The sequence below is a fragment of the Streptomyces abyssalis genome (genome assembly GCF_001751365.1).
Classification (GTDB): domain Bacteria; phylum Actinomycetota; class Actinomycetes; order Streptomycetales; family Streptomycetaceae; genus Streptomyces; species Streptomyces abyssalis.
The window spans coordinates 62,154-82,057 of the sequence record NZ_LJGT01000038.1 but is presented as its reverse complement, the minus strand read 5'-3'; the positions used below and the strand labels follow the sequence as shown (position 1 = coordinate 82,057).

At 71.6% G+C, this 19,904-nt stretch carries 17 protein-coding genes; 3 read left to right on the top strand and 14 right to left on the bottom strand.

Annotated elements, in window-relative coordinates:
- The 13 genes from AN215_RS07595 to AN215_RS07535 form a co-directional block, all read right to left on the bottom strand.
- Nucleotides 1–408: a DsrE family protein gene (locus tag AN215_RS07595; protein WP_070013347.1), complete on the bottom strand. Its 408-nt coding sequence runs from the start codon at nucleotides 406–408 to the stop codon at nucleotides 1–3.
- 1 nt (nucleotide 409) lies between these two features.
- A complete protein-coding gene (locus tag AN215_RS07590; protein WP_070013348.1) occupies nucleotides 410–736 on the bottom strand; it encodes a hypothetical protein in 327 nt (108 codons plus the stop codon).
- Nucleotides 729–1,799 (bottom strand): alpha/beta hydrolase, encoded by a 1,071-nt coding sequence (locus AN215_RS07585; RefSeq protein ID WP_079122981.1) that lies wholly within the window; start codon nucleotides 1,797–1,799, stop codon nucleotides 729–731. Before AN215_RS07585 ends, AN215_RS07590 begins: the two co-directional genes overlap by 8 nt.
- Before the next feature lie 17 nt (nucleotides 1,800–1,816).
- The gene (locus tag AN215_RS07580; protein ID WP_070013350.1) at nucleotides 1,817–2,611 is read right to left on the bottom strand and encodes an SDR family oxidoreductase; all 795 of its coding nucleotides are present in this window, start codon (nucleotides 2,609–2,611) and stop codon (nucleotides 1,817–1,819) included.
- 13 nt (nucleotides 2,612–2,624) lie between these two features.
- Nucleotides 2,625–3,665, bottom strand: a complete 1,041-nt coding sequence (locus AN215_RS07575) for a beta-ketoacyl synthase N-terminal-like domain-containing protein (RefSeq protein ID WP_079122807.1) — start codon at nucleotides 3,663–3,665, stop codon at nucleotides 2,625–2,627.
- Entirely contained in the window at nucleotides 3,662–4,846 is a 1,185-nt protein-coding gene (locus AN215_RS07570) for a beta-ketoacyl-[acyl-carrier-protein] synthase family protein (protein WP_070013351.1), read from the bottom strand. The genes AN215_RS07575 and AN215_RS07570 overlap by 4 nt, the downstream gene beginning before the upstream one ends.
- Nucleotides 4,847–4,893: 47 nt before the next feature.
- The gene (locus tag AN215_RS07565; protein ID WP_070013352.1) at nucleotides 4,894–5,940 is read right to left on the bottom strand and encodes an acyl-CoA thioesterase family protein; all 1,047 of its coding nucleotides are present in this window, start codon (nucleotides 5,938–5,940) and stop codon (nucleotides 4,894–4,896) included.
- Nucleotides 5,937–6,821 carry an alpha/beta fold hydrolase gene (locus AN215_RS07560; RefSeq protein WP_139140697.1) on the bottom strand — a complete coding sequence of 295 codons (885 nt, stop codon included), beginning with the start codon at nucleotides 6,819–6,821 and terminating at the stop codon, nucleotides 5,937–5,939. Before AN215_RS07560 ends, AN215_RS07565 begins: the two co-directional genes overlap by 4 nt.
- Nucleotides 6,818–7,843 (bottom strand): beta-ketoacyl synthase N-terminal-like domain-containing protein, encoded by a 1,026-nt coding sequence (locus AN215_RS07555; RefSeq protein ID WP_070013353.1) that lies wholly within the window; start codon nucleotides 7,841–7,843, stop codon nucleotides 6,818–6,820. Before AN215_RS07555 ends, AN215_RS07560 begins: the two co-directional genes overlap by 4 nt.
- Entirely contained in the window at nucleotides 7,840–8,982 is a 1,143-nt protein-coding gene (locus AN215_RS07550; protein ID WP_070013354.1) for a beta-ketoacyl synthase N-terminal-like domain-containing protein, read from the bottom strand. Before AN215_RS07550 ends, AN215_RS07555 begins: the two co-directional genes overlap by 4 nt.
- A 31-nt stretch (nucleotides 8,983–9,013) precedes the next feature.
- The gene (locus tag AN215_RS07545) at nucleotides 9,014–10,246 is read right to left on the bottom strand and encodes a beta-ketoacyl-[acyl-carrier-protein] synthase family protein (protein ID WP_070013355.1); all 1,233 of its coding nucleotides are present in this window, start codon (nucleotides 10,244–10,246) and stop codon (nucleotides 9,014–9,016) included.
- Nucleotides 10,247–10,267: 21 nt separating this feature from the next.
- Nucleotides 10,268–10,519 carry an acyl carrier protein gene (locus AN215_RS07540; RefSeq protein WP_070013356.1) on the bottom strand — a complete coding sequence of 84 codons (252 nt, stop codon included), beginning with the start codon at nucleotides 10,517–10,519 and terminating at the stop codon, nucleotides 10,268–10,270.
- A gap of 326 nt (nucleotides 10,520–10,845) precedes the next feature.
- Nucleotides 10,846–11,652: a MerR family transcriptional regulator gene (locus AN215_RS07535; protein ID WP_070013917.1), complete on the bottom strand. Its 807-nt coding sequence runs from the start codon at nucleotides 11,650–11,652 to the stop codon at nucleotides 10,846–10,848.
- A 383-nt stretch (nucleotides 11,653–12,035) separates the two neighbouring features.
- Here AN215_RS07535 and AN215_RS07530 point away from each other — a divergent pair, with 383 nt between their 5' ends.
- From AN215_RS07530 to AN215_RS07520, 3 genes are read left to right on the top strand one after another with little or no spacing between them, the layout of a single operon-like run.
- Nucleotides 12,036–13,646 (top strand): flavin-containing monooxygenase, encoded by a 1,611-nt coding sequence (locus tag AN215_RS07530; RefSeq protein WP_070013357.1) that lies wholly within the window; start codon nucleotides 12,036–12,038, stop codon nucleotides 13,644–13,646.
- Complete coding sequence (locus AN215_RS07525) at nucleotides 13,646–14,686, top strand: alpha/beta fold hydrolase (protein WP_070013358.1); 1,041 nt, start codon at nucleotides 13,646–13,648, stop codon at nucleotides 14,684–14,686. Before AN215_RS07530 ends, AN215_RS07525 begins: the two co-directional genes overlap by 1 nt.
- Nucleotides 14,683–15,573, top strand: coding sequence for an SDR family oxidoreductase (locus AN215_RS07520; protein WP_070013359.1), 891 nt, complete (start codon nucleotides 14,683–14,685; stop codon nucleotides 15,571–15,573). Before AN215_RS07525 ends, AN215_RS07520 begins: the two co-directional genes overlap by 4 nt.
- A gap of 659 nt (nucleotides 15,574–16,232) precedes the next feature.
- On the opposite strand, the gene AN215_RS07515 is transcribed toward AN215_RS07520, so the two are convergent.
- The gene (locus tag AN215_RS07515; RefSeq protein ID WP_070013360.1) at nucleotides 16,233–19,808 is read right to left on the bottom strand and encodes a S41 family peptidase; all 3,576 of its coding nucleotides are present in this window, start codon (nucleotides 19,806–19,808) and stop codon (nucleotides 16,233–16,235) included.
- Between the last annotated feature and the right edge of the window lie 96 nt (nucleotides 19,809–19,904).

The window sequence follows — 19,904 nt, the reverse complement described above, 5'->3', positions numbered from 1 at the left end:
TCAGCACACCCCCAACGTGAGCAGTTTCCCCGCGGACTTCGTGTGGTCCCAGAAGGTGAAAGGGGGACGCCGCCGCACCTGGGGAATCTGCTCGCTCATTCCTCGCTCGTCGGAGCAGAAGCGGCACACGTACCAGTGGAGGAGGTCCGGGTACTCATCGAGCAGGTCACTGATCACGGACGCGCTGGAGGGGTAATCGGTGGTCCAGCGCAGGACGTTGCGGGGCTTGGTGCGGCCCAGGGTGCTGCGGGTCAGCCCTGTCGCGTCGCCGCACGTCCATATCTGCACCCGTGCACCGCGGTCGAGGAGCGCCTGCGTCAACCGCAGCGCGGTCGTGATGAGTTCCGTCTGGTGAGGGCTTCCGTAGACGGCCAGCATGACGTCCGTGGGCGTGATCTTCTGCGCCATGTCAGTGCCACACCACCCTGGTGTCCGCCGCGAGGATCATGGAAGCCACGTCGTCCATCTCCACGATCCGGGCCGCCGCCACGAAGTCCCCCGGCTCCAGCGCCCGTTGCCGTACGGCCACCGAATCGACCATCAGCTCCCCGCCCTCACCCACGAACCGGTCCAGTACGGGCATCGCTCCGCGGACCGCGGCGGTGACCGCGTTGTCGACGAGGAAGAGGGAGGTCGAGCGGCCCGACCGGGCCAGGTGAAGGGCGTCCTCGACGAACCGTTCGCACCCCTGGCCCGCGGAAGGGCCGCCGCTCTCGATCAGCAGATGTTCAGTCATGGGCGGTTGCCTCCTTGCCCGAGGTGGCCGGCATCCTCCGCCGCTCCGGCGGGGACGGGCCGTCCGTGTCCGCCGTCCGCTTCCCGTACGGTCCTGTTCCGTCCTCGGACGCTGCCGCGGGAGTGCCTTCGGCGAACGCGGCCGCGAGAAAGTCCAGAACGCGCTCGGTGTACTCGTGCCGGTCGAACCGCAGAGCGTTCATGTGCATGGCGTGCTGCGACGCCCAGAATCCGGAGCCGGGGTAGCTCTCGGCCACCCGGCGTACCTGGTCCGCGCCGACGACGGGGTCCTGTGCGCCTGCGACGAACATCAGGCGTGTCGTGACTCCCGGCAGCTCCGGCGGCCAGTCCTTGATGGCGAGCATGTGCAGGGCCACGGTCCGGAAGACGAAGCGGTAGGGCACGAACGCCGCTGCTCGCCGCAGCCGTTCGGGCAGACTGCCGCGGCGCAGCGTCGCGAACGCCCCGAGACCGGTGCCGATCTCGTACATCGGCCCGCTGTCCGCCACGACAGCGCTCACGGCGACGCCGGGGTCACGCAGCACGTAGAGGGCGGGCCACGCCGAGAAGGAGAATCCGAGGACCGCGAGCCGTCCGCCCCCCAGCTCCGGATCGGCGGCGACGGCCCGCAGCACGTCCCGCAGATCGCTGGTGTAGCGCCGGGCCATGCTTCCGTAGCGGCGGTCCCCGCTGCTCTCCCCGTGATTGCGCATGTCGTAGGCGACGACGTTGTGTCCGGCCCGGTGCAGCATCTCGATGTGGCCCAGCACGCTGGACTTGGAACGCTCCATGCCGTGACAGATCACGACCGTGTGCGGCCCGTCCCCGGGGACCGCCCAGGCGTCGAGCGTGACGGCGTCCCGGGTCGTGGTGATGTGCATCCGGCGCGTCGCCAGGCCCTTGTTCTCGGGCGTACGGCCGACGCGGCTGTTGGGCGGGTGGTAGAGGCGGTATGCGTGCCGGACCCCGAGGGCGGCGCCGCGCAGTGCGTCGAGAGGGGCCGACAGGGCCCGCCCGGCGCGGCGCACCATGCGGGTGCCCGGCGGGGGGTCGGTGCTGTTCATCGCTTCCTCGTTCTCCATCAGGCCGTGAGGACTTCGCCGCCGTCGACACCGATCACGTTGCCCGTGATCCACGAGGAGTCCGTACGGGAAAGCAGCGCCACCGCTTCGCCGACGTCCTCGGGACGGGTCAGACGCCGGTGCGGGTTGTTCGCCTCGGCACGCTCGACGAGCTCGGTGTGCTCGGGGATGCGTTCCAGCGAAGGGGTCACCGTCACCCCGGCGCGCAGGGCGTTGACGGCGACGCCTGCGGACGCCAACTCCACCGCGAGCTGGCGCACATGGGACTCCAGCGCACACTTGGCCGCGGACACCGCGCCGTAGTTCGCCGTCACCTTCTGGTCGCCGGCGCTCGTCATCGCGTAGACCTTGGCCCCGGCGCGCAGCAGCCCCGCCGCGTACAGGTCCTGCGTCCAGTGCACGAGCGAGTGAGCCATGACGTCGAGCGTCATGGCCATCTGCCGTTCCGAGAGCCCGGCGCGTCCCTCTGCGGGCAGGAACGGCACGAGGGTGCCGAAGGCGAGCGAGTGCACGAGCACGCGGATGCCCCGGTCCCCGGTGAACTCGCCGAACTGCGGCACCAGTTCGGCACGGGTGGCGGCGCGTGCGGCGTTGGCGTTGTGGAAGTGCGCCTCGACACCGAGACTGCGCAGTTCCTCGGCCGCCGTGGCCGCCTTCTCCTGTCCCTCGGCCGTGTCGAAGTGCACGCCGAGGATGTTGACGCCCTCGTGGGCGAGCTCACGGGCCACTGCGAGCCCCATGCCGCTCGACACACCCAGGACGAGTGCCCACGATCCGCGGAGCGGGGATGTCATGACTGTCGTCTCCTCATGCCTCGTTGTCGGATTGCCGGTGGGCGGCGGTGCCGGTGCGCGCCGGTGTGATCCGGCATACGGCGACCTCTCCCGTCGCCGCCGCGGTGACCACCGCCGCGCTCCGGTCACCGCCCCGGGCGAGCGCCCCGGCTGCCTGAAGCAGCGGCTCCAGGCAGCCCGATCCGGCGGGGACCCGGCGTGCCGTGTCACCCAGCGCTCCGGTGACTGCTCGCCCCACCGGTGAGTCGTCCAGTACCGCTGTCACTTCGTCCGGCGGGCCGCCGGTACCCCCGCCGCCGGTACCCCCGCCGGCGGTCAGCGCCGTGCCGAGCAGCCGCCGGGCGTGCTCTGTGCCCTGTGGCTGCCCGGCCTTGTGCGGGGGGAGGAAGCCGGAGCGCACCGACAGCTCGCCCAGTGACGTCGCTCCGCGTGCTGCGGCCCCGGCGGCGGACTCCAGGACCAGGGCCACGGCCCCGGCCTCCGAGCCGGAAGCGCCGGGATCGAGCACGGCCAGCGCGTCCTCGGTCGCCCCGGCGAGCAGCCACGAGGCACGGCCGAGCCGGAGCGAGCGCAGCCCCGTACGGAGTGCTTCGAATCCGGCGACCCTCGGGCTTGTGAGGGTGAGGTTGAAGCCCTTGAAGGCGTGCTCCATCGCCATCCGGCTGCCGAAGAGATTGATGGAGAAGAACGGTGCCGTCGCCGGACTCAGGTCCTCCGCGCCCGTCTTGACGATGGTCTCGTCCATCGCGGAGTGCAGCCCCTCGGCCCCGCTGTTGGTGCCCACGGCAGCCCCGCGCTCCTCCGCAGGCACATGCTCGCAACCGCCGCTGGCCCGGAGGGCACGGTTGCACGCCGCCAGGAAGTACTGGGATGCGGCGGGCAGGTACTTGTACCCCCTGCGCCCCAGCTCCGTGCGGTAGTCGAACCAGTCGCCGGACGGCGCGGCGCCGGGCAGGGTCGCCGCGGACGCGTCGTGGCCCCGGGGGCTGATCACTCCGATTCCGGTGACTGTGAGTTCCGCCGCAGCGGCACTCGTGATCTCGGGTCCGCTCATGATCCGGCCTCCTGGAGTACGAGGGAGACGTTGTTGCCGCCGAAGGCGTAGGCGTTGACCACCGCGGCGGAGCCGTCGAAGGGCACTGCCCGTTCGGGGAGGGACACCTCGCACTCGGGATCGGCCACGTCGCGGGGGACGTTCGGCGGCACCGTGCCGCGGTGCACGATGAGCACCGCCGCGAGTGCGGCGAGTGCGCCCGCTGCCCCTCCGGTGTGGCCGATGAGGGACTTGAGGCTGTACAGGGGGTGCTTTGCGGCGACGGGGCCCAGCACCTCGGACAGGGCCCTGCTCTCGACGGTGTCGTTGATCAGCGTTCCGGTGCCGTGCGGGACGACGCAGCCGACCTCGGACGGGTCCACTCCCGATTCGCGCAGAGCCTGCCGCATGGCCCGTACGACCTGTTCGCCCTCGGGCTCGATGGCAGTCGTGTGGTGGGCGTCGCAGCTCCAGCCCGCGCCGGCCAGGCGCGCGTAGGCCCGGGGGGCGCCCCGCCGGCGGGCGTGCTCCTCCGATTCGAGGACGAGCGCGGCTGCCCCTTCACCGAAGACGGTTCCTTCGCGGTGTGCGTCGAAGGGGCGGCACCGACGGCTGTCGACGGCGCCGAGCCGGTTGAAACAGCCCAGCGCGACACGCGAGTACGCCTCGGCACCTCCCGTGACGACCACGTCGGCCTCGCCGGAGCGGATCAGGTCGGCGGCGATGGATATGGCGAAGCCGCTCGCCGCACACGCGTTGCTCACGCTGATATTGGGACCCTCTGCGCCGGCCAGGCTGCCCACCGCGGACGCGACGCAGAAGGTGGGGGACCAGCCGTCCCGCTCGGGATATCCGGATACGCGCCACTCCTCGTGCAGCCCGGCGTCTCCCATTCCGGTGCCGATGACCACGGCGATGCGCTGCGGATCGGTGCCGTCCAGTTCGGCGGAAGCGATCGCCTGACGGGACACCTCCAGTGCGAAGCGGGACCCGAGCCCGAGTGGCTGCCCGTCCGGTTCCCGCTCGGCGCGGGGCACTTCGGCTTCGGGCACCCCGTACATCATCGGGATGTCCATGTGCGCATTCGGGTCCGGCACCCTGCGAGGAGCGCTGGCCGCCTCGTTCATTCCTCGCCAGAAGGCGTCGACGCCGTTGCCGAGGCACGAGATGACGCCGAGCCCGGTGATGAGTATTTCGTCCATCGAATTCTCCGAAGTGCAGTGCGAAGGTCCCCGGCCGACCGGAAGGTTCAGCGCTCGGCCGGCTCTCCACCGAGGGCGCGGACGACACGCTCGTCGAAATTGACCAGGCTCCAGTCCCTGCGGTTCTCGATCACCGCGTAGCCGTGTGTGATCTTCCCCGTGGCGGTTTTCACGAGCTTTCCGTCCCGCACCACGTAGCAATCCATCCGGGAGGTGTACGTGAAGTCCTTGAAGATGCTCTCCACCGTGTAGACGGTGTAGAGGTCTTCCTCCATGAGCGCCTCGTCGAGAATCCGGATGCGCGACTGCGGGACGACCGGAATCCACCGGCGCTCGTCCAGGAGTTCCCTGATCGAGATTCCGCGGTCGGCGAGGAAAAGATCGACGACCTCCTCCATCTGCCGCAGATAGCCGGACATCTGAAGCCGCTCGGTGAAGTGGCAGTAGGGGTAAGGGATCCGCCACTTCCAGCCGAACGCGTTCGCGTCGCGGGTGAGCTGGGCGAGGACCGGATCCTCCTCGCCGGTCGTGCCGCGTCCGTACGAGAGCGATGTGTTCACGGTGGTTCCGACGGCCGGGCCGGTGTCAGGAACGGCGCCTGGGCGGGTCTCCGTGTGCGCGCCGAGCCTCGCAACCGTGAACGGGGCGAGCTCCTGGGGTGTCTCCGCAGTGCGGTCGAGATAGCCGTCCGGGCGCAGTGAGACCTTGACCTTCGAGGTGACGGCCTTGAGGGAGCTGCCGTCCCGCTCGACGCAGAGCGTCACGCGGAAGCCGAGGACGGACGCGTCCTCCGCGGTGTCGGGCACGACCAGCGCCTGCGCGGCGTCGTCCATGTGGAAGGCGTGCAGGATGCGTGTGTCGAGGTCCACGAAGTCCAGCCCGAGGCCGTGCTCCTCGTAGAGACCCCTGGCCGGCAGACCCGCCGTGCGGAAGTGGTGCAGGACGGCTTCTTCCACGAGGTAGTTGACGTGCTTGAAGCCGATCCACGTGCAGATGTTGGAGCCTTCGTAGCGGGGCCTGACCTCCACGGTGGTCTGCTCGTTCAGCAGGGACTTGAGGGCCGTGGCCACTGTCGCTTCTGTTGCCGTCGTCATGCCTTGTACTCCATCGCCGGGTTGTGGTCGTCCGCCTCGTTCCGGGCGGACACGGTGCGGATCAGGCTGTTGGTCAGATCCGCGAAGGTTCGCGGGCGCTCGGCCATCGTGAAGTGGCCTGCGCCGGCGAGGATGTGCACGTCGGCTTCGGGCAGGGCCTCGCCGAGCGCGTGGGCGTCGCGCGGGAAGGCGGCGAAGTCCTCGCTCCCCCCGATGACCACGAAGGGCAGCCGCATCCTTTCGGTACGCAGCGCGGGAGTGGCCAGATAGCTGTCGAAGAACCGCATCCATCCGTGACAGCCGATCCGGTCACGGACCTTCAGGGCCATGTCGTGTTCGATCTCGTCGGAGAGCCGGCTGCCGGACCGGACCCGCACGCCGTGCTGGAGGATGCGGTCGAAGTGGTTGAGGTAGTAGGAGATCGTGTCCCAGTCGAAGTGCTCGGCCGCGGCGCGGTAGAAGGGGGCGGCGAGCACGACACCGCGTGGCATGTGCCCGTGGGGACGGTAGGACGTCACGCCCCAGCCGCATCGGTCGAGCCAGGCGAGCGTGCCGTTGGCCGCGAACGAGTGCGCGACGATCACGTCGGCGCCGTTCCCCGGGAGCTGCCTGACCGCCTGGTCGATCCATGTGTCCGGTGGCCGTTGCGGCCAGCCGGGAACTCCGGCGCCGCGCCAGGGCAGATCGGCCGTCCAGACCTCGTACTCCGGTGCCAGCAGCGGCAGCACCGGCTGCCAGACCTGCGAGCTGCTGGCGAGCCCGTGCAGGAGCAGCAGACGCAGCGGCCGTGGACCCTGTGCCCGCCTCACTCGTGCGACGACGACGGGCGTGTCGCCACCGCCCGCGAGACCGCTGTCCTCTTGCACCGCCGGTAAGTTCATCGCGCACCTCTCGGGGCACCCAGCATCATTCCGGCGACTCCGTCGCAGCCGTCGTCGCCACTGGTGACCAGCGCCGCGGTTGCCTCGCCCGATGCGAACCAGCTCACCGCCGCCGCGCACTGGAGCACACCCAGGGCCCCGGAGGCTCGGCCGAACGTCCGTGTCACGTCGTGTCGTTCGAGCCCTTCGGTGCCGGGCAGCGGTGCCGAGAGATCGAACCGTTCGGGTACGAACCAGACACCGGGGCCTGCCTCGACGGCGCCGCCGGAGCGCGTGCCGCGGGCGTGCGTGCCGCCGGACGCGGACGCGTCGTACGGCAGGAGCGAGCCCACGCACCCGGCCACCGACGTGGAGCGGACTCCCTCGCCCAGGGACGCCATCGAGGTGGCGCCGCGCAGCCGGGCGGCCGTGCTGCTTTCGAGGACCAGTGCCACAGCACCGTCGAGTTGGTCGTCCTCTGGCACCCCGGTGAGCCGGGCCGTGACGCCGTTCCCCGTCTCGACGCCGACGACCAGGGCCCGTTCCGCACGGCCGGCGCTGATCAGTGAGGCTCCCCAGCGCACCGCGTCCAGACCGGAGGCGACGCCGTTGCACAGCATCAGGTTCGGGCCGCGGAGCCCGAATCGGATGGCGACGGACGAGGCCACGACGTTGCTGGAGGCGTTCGGCAGGTTCATCGGGCTGATGGCGGCGACGGACTTCTCAGCGATGTCGCCGGCGATCGTGCAGACGCTGTCGAGGTTGCCGAGGTTGGAGCTCGCCACGACGGCGGTGGAGCCGCCCGCCGCGCACCGTTCCCTGTCGGGGGTGATCAGGCCCGCGTCGCACAGCGCGTCCCGGGCCGCAACCAGCGCCAGTTGCGTCGCTCGGTCCTTGTAGCGCAGCCCCTTCCGCCCGATTCGCTCGGCCGGGTCGGGGGGCGGTGCGTCCGCGCGCTCGCCGGAGGAGACGAGGTCCGCGGCCTCCGCGACTCCGGGAAGGGCCAGGCCCAGACCGGTGATGTGCGTACCGGACTCGCTCACCGCGCGCCCCTTTCCACGACTGCCACGGCGTTGACCCCGCCGAATCCGAATGCGTCGACCTGGGCGAGCGACATGTCCGAGACCCTTCGCGCTTCCTTCTGCACGAAGCGGAAGCCGTCCGCCTCCGCCACCGGCCGTCGGAGGCCGGCGATCGGCGGCACCCATCCAGTCGCCAGGGAACGCAGGGCGACGATCAGGCTCAGCAGCCCCGAACCGCCCGAGGTGTGCCCGGTCATGGACTTGACGGCGGTCATCAGCGGTACGCCCACGTCCGGGCCGAACGCCTGTGAGACGGCCGTGGCCTCACCTTCGTCGTTGAGCAGCGTGCCGGTGCCGTGCAGGAGCACCAGGTCGATGTCCGAAGGCTTGACACCTGCCAGGTCGTGAGCGGCCCGTACGGCCTCGGTGATGCCCCGCGGGTCGGGCGCCGTCACATGGTGCGCGTCGCAGTTCACGCTCACCGACCGCACGGTGCCCAGGCTGCTGCTCCGGTCCTCGACGTCGCGGCGCAGCACGACGGCGGCGGCTCCCTCACCCATGAGGACTCCGCGCCGCTGCCGGTCGAAGGGCTGCACGGACCGGGGAGGTTCCATGTGGACGCGGTCCAGGGAGCCGTACATGCTCTCGGTGAGCGTGTCCACGCCCGCGACGACGACGGTCTCGTGCATCCCCGAGGCGAGCATGTCGGTGGCCAGCGCGAGCGCGTACAGCGAAGCGGAACAGGCGTTGGAGAAGGTGTGGCTGTCCGAGGTCCCGAAGCGTTCCCGCAGAGCTGTGCCGAAGTGCAGCCTCGAGATGTCGAAGTCCGCACCGTCGCGCCAGGCCAGCTCGGCCGAGCGAAGCTCGCGGAGACCGGTGCCGACAAGCACCGGGATGCCGCTCAGATCGGTACCGAGGCCGGCCTGTTCCGCGGCCTCGGTGACGGACCGCAGCAGCCAGTCGGTCGCCCGGTACGGGACGTCGCGTTCGCGCGCAGGCCGGTCGTCGATCTCGTAGGCGTGCTGTGTCCTGTACTGGGCGCTGTCGAAGGCACGCAGTTCGGCGAGGCCGCTGCGGCCGGCGCACAGGTTCGCGAAGGTCTCGTCCGCGTCCTTGCCCACGCTGGTGACTGCGCCCGCGCCCGTCACGAACCAACTCATGGGCCTTCCCCCTGCGTTGTGCGGTCGCTTGTCATGCGGTTCGTCCCTCGTGCCGTCCGAAGATCACGACCGCGTTGTTGCCGCCGAAGGCGAGTCCGTTGTTCTGCACCACCCGCAGATCCGCTTCGATCGCTTCGTTCGGTACGCAGTCGAGGGCGCACTCGGGATCGGTCTCGACGTGGTTGATCGTCGGCGGGATGAAGCCCTCGGTGATGGCGAGCGCGCAGGCGATGGAGGCGAGGGCGCTGGCGGCGCCCATGGTGTGCCCGATCATCGACTTGATGGAGACCGTGCGCGGTGGACGGTCGCCGAACACCTGGCGTATCGCGGCGGCTTCGGTGACGTCGTTGGCCTTCGTGCCCGTGCCGTGCGCGGATATGAAGTCGACCTCGGAACTCTTGACCTCCGCGTCGTCCAGCGCGAGCTGCATGCACCGGGCGACGCTGTCCTGGTTCGGAGCGACGGGGTGATGGGCGTCGCAGTTCAGCCCGTATCCGAGAACCTCGGCATAGATCCGGGCGCCGCGTGCGACGGCGGATTCCAGGCTCTCCAGCAGCAGGACGCCGGCGCCCTCACCGGTGAGAATCCCCTGGCGGTTCTTGTCGAACGGCTGGCACCGCTCCGGGGCGATGGTGCCCAGCCGGTAGAAGCCGGTGAACGTCTTGCGGCACAGCGCGTCGGCCCCGCCGCAGAGCGCGTACTCCGTGTCTCCCGAGCGGATGGCGTCGTAGCCGTAGCCGATGGCGTAGTTGCCGGCCGCGCATGCGGTCGGAAGTGTGACGGCCTCGACCTGTTCCAGGCCGAGTTCGTGCGCGATGGCCGCGGACAGGCGGCCCGCGGGGACCCTGCGGGCGATCCCCGCGTCCATCGCTCCAGGGCCGTGCCGCACCTCTGACTCCACGAGATGGTCGAGGTCGTGGGACTCGCCGTCGGTGGTGCCGATCGACACCAGGCAGGGCTGTTCCCGCAGTTCGCCGTCGGTCAGACCGGCGTCCGCGACGGCCATGCGTGCCGCGGAGACCGAGAACTGACTCGCCCGGCCCAGAGTCTCCGGGGCGAGGTTGCGCATCCACTGCTCGGGTTCGAAGTCCGCTACGGCACAACCGATCGCGTGCTCGTACCCCGTCGTGTCGAAGGCCGTGATGGGTTTCGCCGCCGTACGGCCCGAACGCAGCGCGGACAGGAACGCTTCCCTTCCCGTCCCGATGCTGGACACTGCTCCGAGACCTGTGATGACAACCCTGCGAGCTGGTGAGGCGGGCATGGTTTCCTCGATTCTTCGGATTTACCAGCCGGCAGCTTCGGAAACGACCTCGTAGACGCCCTTCAGATTCACCATCCGGGCCAGCTCGGACTGGTCGATGGTTACGTTGAAGTTCCTTTCGAGCGAGGCGAGGATCTCGATGGCGCGCAGCGAATCCGCGTCGTGTTCCTCCTTGAAAAGGCTCGTCTCTGTCACCTCGTCGGGGTCGATTTCAAGGATGTCGCAGACAAGATCCTTGATTTCGGTCTGGTGTTTTTCGGTGACGGTGGTCACGCTTTTACCTCCGTTTAGCAATTCGGGTGGCAGGCGGTCTTTACCTTAGGCATGCGCCTGATGGGCCCTCAAGCCTTATGGCCGCTAGCTGTCACGGTGCGCCGAATTGAATTAATCGGCTCAGGAAATTCGCATGATGCTGCCACCGAGGCGGCCGTCTTCCAGGATTTCTGGCCGAAGAATGCCAGTGCCGTCACGGTTCGCTGCCCCGGGCGGCGAACCGCCGCCGGGAAACCGCACCCGTACGGGGGCGGGAGGCCCGGAGGGGCCGGAGACCGAGCCGGATGCGCTGCCGGCCAGGGGAGCGGGGCCGGCGGGCTGGTCCGTCAGCCGGTGCCGGCGTCGTCCTGTGCGGAGGGATCGTACTGAGCGATCCACTCCTCGACCTCGGCCCGTACGCGGCGGTCCAGGGCCAGCCCGAGTTCCGCCTCGACAACCTGCTTCGCCAGCGGACGCAGCTGCGTCAGCAGGTCGTTGAGGCACTCGGCGTCGAGCCCTTCGGGGGCACGGGCCTGTTCCTGCGGCAGCAGATGCGTACGGAAGAGACCGGCGAAGACCTCCGCGATCGCTTCGCTCTGCGTGCGCAGTTCGCGCCCGGCGGCCAGCACGGCGGCGAGCGGGATGCCCTTCTTCACCAGCTCCGAGGACGCGTCCAGCAGGCGGCGGCTGGCGTGTACGAACTCGTCGCCGTCGACGGCGATGTAGCCGATGTCGAGCGAAGCGGCGAGATTCTCGACGGTGACCTCGCCCTGGTAGTAGTCCGCCAGCTCCTCGGGCGTCAGCCGGATCGGGGTCTCCTCCGCGAACAGGGCCGTGATCATGGAGGATTCGAGGCCGAGCAGCTCGGCGGTGCCGTGCGAGTCGCGTCCGCTCTCGAATGCCCCGAGCAGATCGGCGATGCCGCCCAGGGTGTGACCGCGGGCGAGCAGGCCGGAGATCGTGCGCAGCCGGGCCAGGTGGTGCTCGTCGTACCAGGCGATGCGGCCCTCGCGGCGGGGCGGCGGCAGCAGCTTGCGCTCGCGGTAGAAGCGCAGGGTGCGGGTGGTGATGCCGGCGAGCTCGGCGAGCTCGGCCGCCCGGTACTCGCGGGCGTCCCCGCCCGCTTCGGAGCCGGTGTCCGGGGCCGCGTCCACGCCCGCCGAACCGCCCGCGCCGGCACCCCCGTTCGCTGTCGTGGCCGTCGTCGGCGCCGTCCCGCCGTCCGTACGCCGCCGGTACGTGCCGTCGCCGCCGCCCGGGCCTTCGTCGGCGTGACCGGCACCGCCCGGGAGGGCCGGGTCCGTGCTCCGCGCTCGCTCTCTGTCGTCGGTCACGATGGCAGCCTAACCAGCGGGCTCGCTCGTACGTACGGGCGCCGCACCGCTCCCCGGCGCACCGGCCCGTAGGTGCAACCGGCGGTAACTTCCTCTGCGCGACCCCTACCCATCGGTATCTCTCTGCCTTACGCTCCAACCGTGCCAGTGATTACTGGCACCGTACAGGCGGCGAGACAGACAGACCCTCGGGAGGCGGCGGTATGGCGGCCGAGCGCGAGCACGAGCACGTAAGGGTGGCGGTGATCGGATCCGGATTCGGCGGCCTGGGGGCCGCCGTACGGCTGCGCCGCGCCGGAGTCACCGACTTCGTCGTCCTCGAACGCCGGGAGGCGGTCGGAGGGACCTGGCACGACAACACGTATCCGGGGTGCGCCTGCGACGTGCCCTCGCATCTGTACTCGTTCTCCTTCGCGCCCAACCCCGAGTGGCCGCGCACCTTTTCGGGACAGGAGCACATCCGCGCATATCTGGAGCGCGTCGCGGACAACTTCGGGCTGCGGCAGCACATCCGGTTCAACTCCGAGGTCGAGCTGATGAGCTGGGACCCGGAGGAGCTGCACTGGACCATCACCACCGGGCAGGGCACGCAGCTCACCGCGGACTTCGTGGTCAACGCGACGGGCCCGCTCTCCGACGCCAAGATCCCGGACATCCCCGGCCTGGAGGGCTTCGGCGGCAAGGTCTTCCACACCTCGCAGTGGGACCACGACTTCGACCTGCGCGGCAAGCGCGTCGCCGTCATCGGTACGGGCGCCTCCGCGATCCAGGTCGTACCGGCGATCCAGCCGTACGTCGAGCGGCTCACCCTCTTCCAGCGCACCCCGGCGTGGGTGATGCCCAGGGCCGACCGTGAGATCACCGCGCTGGAGCGGAGGCTGCACGCCAGGGTGCCGGCCACACGTCATCTGCGGCGTCAGATCCTGTGGGGCATACGGGAGTTGCAGGTCTCGGCCTTCGCCAAGCACCCGAGGATGCTCGGCCTCATCGAGGGGCTGGCCACCGGCCACATGAAGCGCGCGGTGAAGGACCCGGAGATGCGGCGCAAGCTCACCCCGGACTACCGCATCGGCTGCAAGCGCATCCTGCTCTCCAACGACTACTATCCGGCGCTCACCAGGCCCAACACCGACCTGGTCGACTCGGGTCTGAAGGAGGTCCGCGGCAACACCCTCGTCGCCGCGGACGGCACCGAGGCCGAGGTCGACGCGATCGTCTTCGGCACCGGATTCCACGTCACGGACATGCCGATCGCGCACCGCGTCAAGGGCGCCGACGGCATGACGCTCGCCGAGTCCTGGTCGGGCGGCATGGAGGCGCTGCGGGGTTGCTCCGCCAGCGGCTTCCCGAACCTCATGACGGTCATCGGCCCCAACACCGGCCTGGGCAACAGCTCGATGATCCTCATCATCGAGGCGCAGCTGAACTACATGGTCGACTACGTGAAGAAGCTGGAGATGCTGGGCGGCGCGGCGGGCAAGGCCGCTCTCGACGCCCGCCCCGAGGCCGTACGGGCCTGGAACGACCACGTCCAGGACCGGATGCGCCGCAGCGTGTGGAACACCGGCTGCGACAGCTGGTATCTCGACGCGAACGGCCGCAACACGACCGTCTGGCCCGGTACGACCTCCGAGTTCCGCAAGGTCACCAGGGAGGTCCGGCTGGAGGAGTACGAGGTGCGGCGGCAGGTCTCGAAGAGCGGTGCCGCCGCCCCGGGCGCCCGGGGTGGCGCCCGGGGCGCCGCCCCCGTGCGGGTGCCGCGCACCGGACGAAGCACGGCGGCGGCCGCATTCCACGCGGCCGAGGAGGGCTGATGGCGCGCCTGACCGCATCGCTGGGCAGGACACCCGGTCCGTACGATCCGCCGCCCGCGGCACGGGAGTTGACGGCCACGTCCGCCGACGGGGCCCGGCTCCACGTCGAGGTGCACGGACGCGATACGGACCCGGCCGTGGTGCTGGCACACGGCTGGACCTGTTCGACGGCCTTCTGGGCCCCCGTCATACGGGAGTTGACGGCCGGCGGCCACCGCGTCGTGACGTACGACCAGCGCGGACACGGCCGTTCGCCGGGTACGGATGGGCACCTCTACGGCCCGTCATCCCTTGCGGACGACCTGTGCGCCGTACTGGACGAGGCGCTGGCGCCGGGCGAACGGGCGGTGCTGGGCGGGCACTCCATGGGAGCGGCGACCCTCGTGGCCGCCGCCGGACGCCCCGGCTTTGAGCAGCGGGCCGCGGCCCTGATGCTGTGCAACACCGGCACTCACCGGCTCGTGGAGTCCGCGCGGGTCCTGCCGCTGCGCTCTGAGCGCATGCGTGAGCGCGCGCACCGGTTCCTGCTGCTCTCCAGGCTGCCGCTCGGTCCCGTCTCGCCGCTCACGAGGAAGGCGCTGAAGTACGGGACGATGGGCCCCGACGCGACGCCCGAGCAGCTCGCCGCCGTCGCCCGGCTCGTGCACGCGTGCCGGCCGCGCGAGCGCGGAGCCTGGGGTGCGGTGCTCACGAAGCTCGACATCGGGACGAACGTCCGGGCACTCGGCGCACCGACAGCGGTGATCACCGGCACCCACGACCGGCTGACGCCCCCGGCACTCGCGCGCGTGATGGCCGAGGCGCTGCCGCACTGCGCCGGCCTGCACGAGCTGCCGCGGCGCGGCCACATGACACCCGTCGAGACGCCCTCGGAGGTGAGCGGGGTGCTGCGCGCTCTCGTACGGGAGCACCTCACGGACGCGGCGGCCCCCGGCGGCACGGGCACGGGCACGGGTACGCGGACGCCCACCGGCACGCGTACGGACACGGAACCGGACAGGCAGACCCAGATGCGGAAGACGAAGGAGGAGACGCCGTGAGCGGACGTCGGAACCTGGAGGGCCAGGTCGCGGTCGTCACCGGAGCGGCCCGCGGTGTCGGCGAGCTGCTGGCGCGGAAGCTCTCCGCGCGGGGGGCGAAGGTCGCGCTGATCGGCCTGGAGCCGGACGAGTTGAAGAAGGTCAGCGAGTCGCTTCGCACGGAGTCCGAGTACTGGCACGGCGACGTCACCGACCACGAGGCCATGACCCGCATCGCGGGCGAGGTCGGGGAGCGGTTCGGCAAGGTCGACGTGGTGGTGGCCAACGCGGGTGTCGCAAGCGGCGGTCCGTTCGTCGACTCCGATCCCGTCTCGTGGCGCCGCGTCATCGAGGTCAACCTCATCGGCGGCGCGGTCACCGGACGCGCCTTCCTGCCCCGGCTCATCGCCTCCCGCGGGTACTTCCTGCAGATCGCCTCCCTCGCGGCGATCACGCCGGCGCCGATGATGAGCGCGTACTGCTCGTCGAAGTCGGGCGTGGAGGCGTTCGCCCACTGCCTGGGCGCGGAGGTCGGCCACAAGGGCGTACGGGTCGGAGTCGGCTACCTGTCCTGGACGGACACCGACATGGTGCGCGGCGCCGACGAGGACGAGGTCATGCGCGACCTGCGCAAGCGGCTGCCGTGGCCGGCGAACCGCACATACCCGCTGGGCCCGGCCGTCGACCGGATCGTGGCGGGGATCGAGCGCCGTTCGCGCCACGTGTACGGGCAGTGGTGGCTGCGCGGCATGCAGGGCATCCGGGGCTACCTGCCGCCCGTCATCGGCACGGTGGGGCAGCGGGAGATGCGCCGCTTCGAGCCCCGGCTCGCCGAGACGGGTACCCGCACCGGTCTGGTCGGGGCGGGCGGCGCGGCGGACGAGGGCGAGCGCGCGGCCCGCCGCTGACGTCCTGCGCTGCCGCGCGGGGGTCCACCGGACGGGGGTGCGCTGTCGCGCGGGTTCATGTTCCGCCTGGCCCCGCCTGTCGGCGCTTTGCCGGCAGCGCTGGTCGCGGCCCTCCGCATGTGGCCGGACCCCCGCCTGCGGCGGGAAGCTCGCGTCTCTGCCTGCGGCGGGCCGCCGTCGACCGCTGCCGAAGCCCGAGCCCTGGTCGTGCGTTCCCGGTCGGGAGCCGCGGGCCCCCACGGATCCTCGCTCGGGCCGGCCCGGGCCGGAGGCTGAGGCTGAGGGGAGGATGAAGGCCGCGTGCTGCGGGGCGCACCCCCCGGGGCGGCTGAGCCGGGCCCGGGCGTGTGCGCGTCGCTTGCTCGCGCCGCGGCCGGGCCGGGTGCCGGGGGGCAACGCGTCTGCGGGGCGGGCGAGTTACCGGCTGCCGTGCTGTGGCCGCTGACGCGCTGGCGCGTGGGACGCACGGTCCTGCCGGGGGGCGCGCTGCCTCAAGGTGCCGCCCGGCGCGGTGCGGGGTGGTTCCGGTCGCCGTGGCGGCAGCCGCTCCGCGACGCCGCGGACCGTGCCGGTCCGCGTACGCCCGAAGCCCCGCCCGGGCCATGCTCTGACGCGGGCGCTCCGGCGCGGGCGCACCCCCGCGCGGGAGCGCGACCCGTTCAGCCGCGAGGCGGCAACGCCGGGCGGCTCAGATCGGGGACGCGGGCGTAGTCCGGCGGTACGGCGGCCGGGTGCCGTTCGAGCAGATCGAGCGCCGTGCGTACGGCCCTCTCCAGCACCGAGGGCCGCCCCTCCGCCCACTCCACCGGTGAACGCACGGCCTCGATGTCCGGGGCGATGCCGTGGTTCTCCACCGACCACCCGTACGCGTCGAACCAGGCGGCGTGCATCGGCACCGTGATCGTCGTGCCGTCGACGAGCCGGTGCCGTCCCGTCACGCCGACGACGCCGCCCCAGGTGCGCGCGCCGACCACGGGGCCCAGGCCGAGGAGCCGGAAGGCCGCGGTGATCATGTCGCCGTCGGAGGAGGTCATCTCGTCGGCGAGCGCGACGACCGGGCCGCGCGGCGCGTTGCCCGCGTAGCTGACGGGTTGGGCGTCCCGTGTCAGGTCCCACCCGAGGATGGTCCGGGTCAGCGTCTCGACCACCAGTTCGCTGATGTGGCCGCCCGCGTTGCCTCGTACGTCGATGATCAGCGCCGGGCGTGAGACCTCCATCCGCAGATCGCGGTTGAACTGCGCCCAGCCGGAACCGCCCATGTCGGGGATGTGCAGATAGCCGCACCGGCCCGCGCTCAACTCCCGTACGACCGCGCGGCGTCGGGCGACCCAGTCCTGGTAGCGCAGGGAGCGGTCGTCGACGAGGGGCAGGACGGCCACCCGTCGCGGAGGCTGCCCGTCCGGGTTCGTGCGCCCGTTCCCGTCCACGCGCCCGTCCGCGCGCCCGTCCGCGCGCCCGTCCAGGCCGGCGTCTCGGCTGCCGGCGTCCCCGCTTCCGCCCGCGCGCCCGTTCCCGTCCGCGTGGACGCGGGAGCCGTCGCCGCCCGGCTCCGGCTCGGGCTGCGTGAAGCCCAGCTCGACGGTCGTTCCTCCCGCGGCCGCCAGCAGGGGCCACGGCCCGGCCACCGCGTCCACCTCCCGCCCGTCGATGTGTGTGAGCACCGCACCCTCCCGTACGCCGGTGCCCGCGAGCGGCGAACGGGCCTTGGAGTCGGAGGAGTCGCCGGGCAGGATGCGCTGGATGTGCCACTCCCCGGAGGGCGTACGGGCGAGGTCCGCGCCGAGCAGCCCGATGGGCCGCCGGTACTGGGCCGGTCCCTCGTCACGCCGCGCGGGTGTGACGTACGCGTGCGAGGTGCCCAGCTCCCCGAGGACCTCGCGCAGCAGGTCGGCGAACTCGTCGGGCGACGCTACGCGCCGGACCAGCGGGCGGTACTGGTCGAGCACCGCCGTCCAGTCGATGCCGCACATCCGCGGCTCCCAGAAGTACGCCCGTACGATCCGGCCCGCCTCCTCGTACGCCTGCCGCCACTCCGCGGCCGGGTCGACGTCGTGCAGCACCCGGCGCAGGTCGATCCAGGTGGTCGTCTCCTCCTCGGCCGTCTCGGCGGCGGGCACGGCACGCAGCTCGTCGTCGTCGCCCACCACGATCCTCGATCCGTCGCCGCTGAGGGAGAACCAGTCGGCGTCCTCGCTGAGTTCGGTGCGCTTCGCCGTGGCCGGATCGAAGTGTTCGAGGGTGGGACGCCCCGAGGTGTCGGCCGGGTTGGCGAAGGTCTCGCCCAGCGCGCCGGAGATCGGATGGCGCAGCCAGATCAGCCCGCCGCCGCTGACGGCCGCGAGCGACGAGTACTTGGAAGCCGTCACCGGGAACGGCGTCACCCTGCTCGCCAGCCCCTCGGCCTCCACGAGCACGGGGCCGTCCTCACCGGCCACGGGGTCCTGCGGGTCCAGTCCGCCGGCGGCCGGGCGGCCCTCGGGGGCGAGGGCGAACGGGGACGGCGTCGCGGACGACAGCGGTACGAGATAGGGACGGCAGCCGAGCGGGAAGGAGAGGTCGCCGGTGTGCACGTCGTACACGGGGTCGAAGCCGCGCCAGGAGAGGAACGCCAGATAGCGGCCGTCCCGGGTGAAGACCGGCTGTTCGTCCTCGAACCGGCCGTCGGTGACGTCGATGAGGTTCCCGGTCTCCAGCTGCGCGATCTTGATCTGGCTCAGCGAGCGGCCCACGCCGGGGTGTGCCCAGGTGAGCCAGCGTGAGTCCGGCGAGAACGACAGGTCGTGGACGGGGCCGTTCTCCGACCGGATGAGCTCGCGGACCCCTTCGCCGCTTTCGTCACCCTCCGCCGCGTCCTCCTCCGTGCCGGCTTCCGTGCCGGTTTCCGTGCCGGTCCCGGCACCGGTTCCTGTGCCGTTCACGTCTTCCGCTCCGGTGAGCCCGCTGACGTCGACCAGCAGCAGCCGCCCGTCGTGGCTCGCGACGGCGAGCGTCCGCCCGTCGGGCGCCGAGGCCAGTTCGCGCACCCGCCCCAGCATCCCCGCGGCGATCCGCCGGGGCGGGCCCGTACGCGTCGCACGCGGCAGATCCGCGATCTCGACGGCGTCCTCGCCCGCCGCGTCCGTGACGTACGCGATCTTCCCCGTGCCGCCGAGCATGTGCGGCATCCGCACCCGTACACCCGGGGTGTCGGAGATGGCGCGGGCCGGGCCGTCCCGGTGCGTGAGCCAGTAGAGGCTGCCCCGCACGCACACCGCGCTGGCACGCCCCGTGGCGTCGGCCGCGAGGGCGTCGAGGTTGGCGGCGGCGGGGATCTGGTACGTGCGGCGTCCGGCCCGCGGTCCGCCCAGCGTGATGTCCAGCCGGCGCGGTCTGCCGGACGGGGAGAAGTCGTCGACGAGCCACAGGTCGCCGCCGCACTGATAGACGACGCGGTGGCCGTCGCCGGCGGCGTTGCGGGCGTAGAAGTCGGCGTGGTCGGAGTGCCGGCGCAGGTCGGTCCCGTCCGGACGGCAGGAGTAGAGATTGCCGACGCCTTCGTGGTCGGAGAGGAAGGCGATGCGGGTGCCGTGGCCCACGAACATCACCGAGTCGAGATGTCCCTCCAGTTCGGGCAGCAGCCGCTCGCCGTGCAGCCACAGCCGTCCCGTGGCGCCGCCCCGGTAGCGCTTCCAGGCGGCCGGGTCGTGCGGCGGCTTGCCCGTCAGCAGCAGGGTGCGGCGTACGCCGCCGAGTTCCGCGACGGCGATGTCGGCGACCGGACCCCAGGGGAGGCGGCTGCCGGGGCTGCCGTCGGTCGGCAGGCGGTAGGACCACGTCCGGTAGTGGAACGGCTGTTCATGTGAGGAGACGGCCAGCACGTCGCCCTCGGGCGTCCAGCCGCACACGCGCGCCTCAGGTGCGCCCCAGTACGTCAGGCGGCGCGCGGGTCCGCCGTCCACGGGGACGACGTGGATCTCGGGGTCGAGGCTTCGCCAGGAGGTGAAGGCGATCCGTTCGCCGTCGGGAGAGAAGCGGGGGCAGGTGACGCGGGTGCGGTCGACCGTCAGCCGCCAGGCCCGTCCCCGTCCGTGGTCCCGGCCGCCTGCCGCTCGGGCCGCTCCTGGGCGCCCGCCTCCCGGGGCCCCCGGCGTGAGCGGCGCGACCCAGACGTCGTCCTCCGCGACGAAGCAGACGAGGTCGCGCTGCAGATGCGGAAAGCGCAGATACGGCGGCTGTGCGGCGTCGTCGTCAGGCACTGCCGCCCCCGGTCAGCCGTGCGGAGCCCAGCGACGGGGGGCCAGCGGCTGCGGTCCTGGGGGCACTCCCCCTGGCAGAGCCGGGGGGACCCCCAC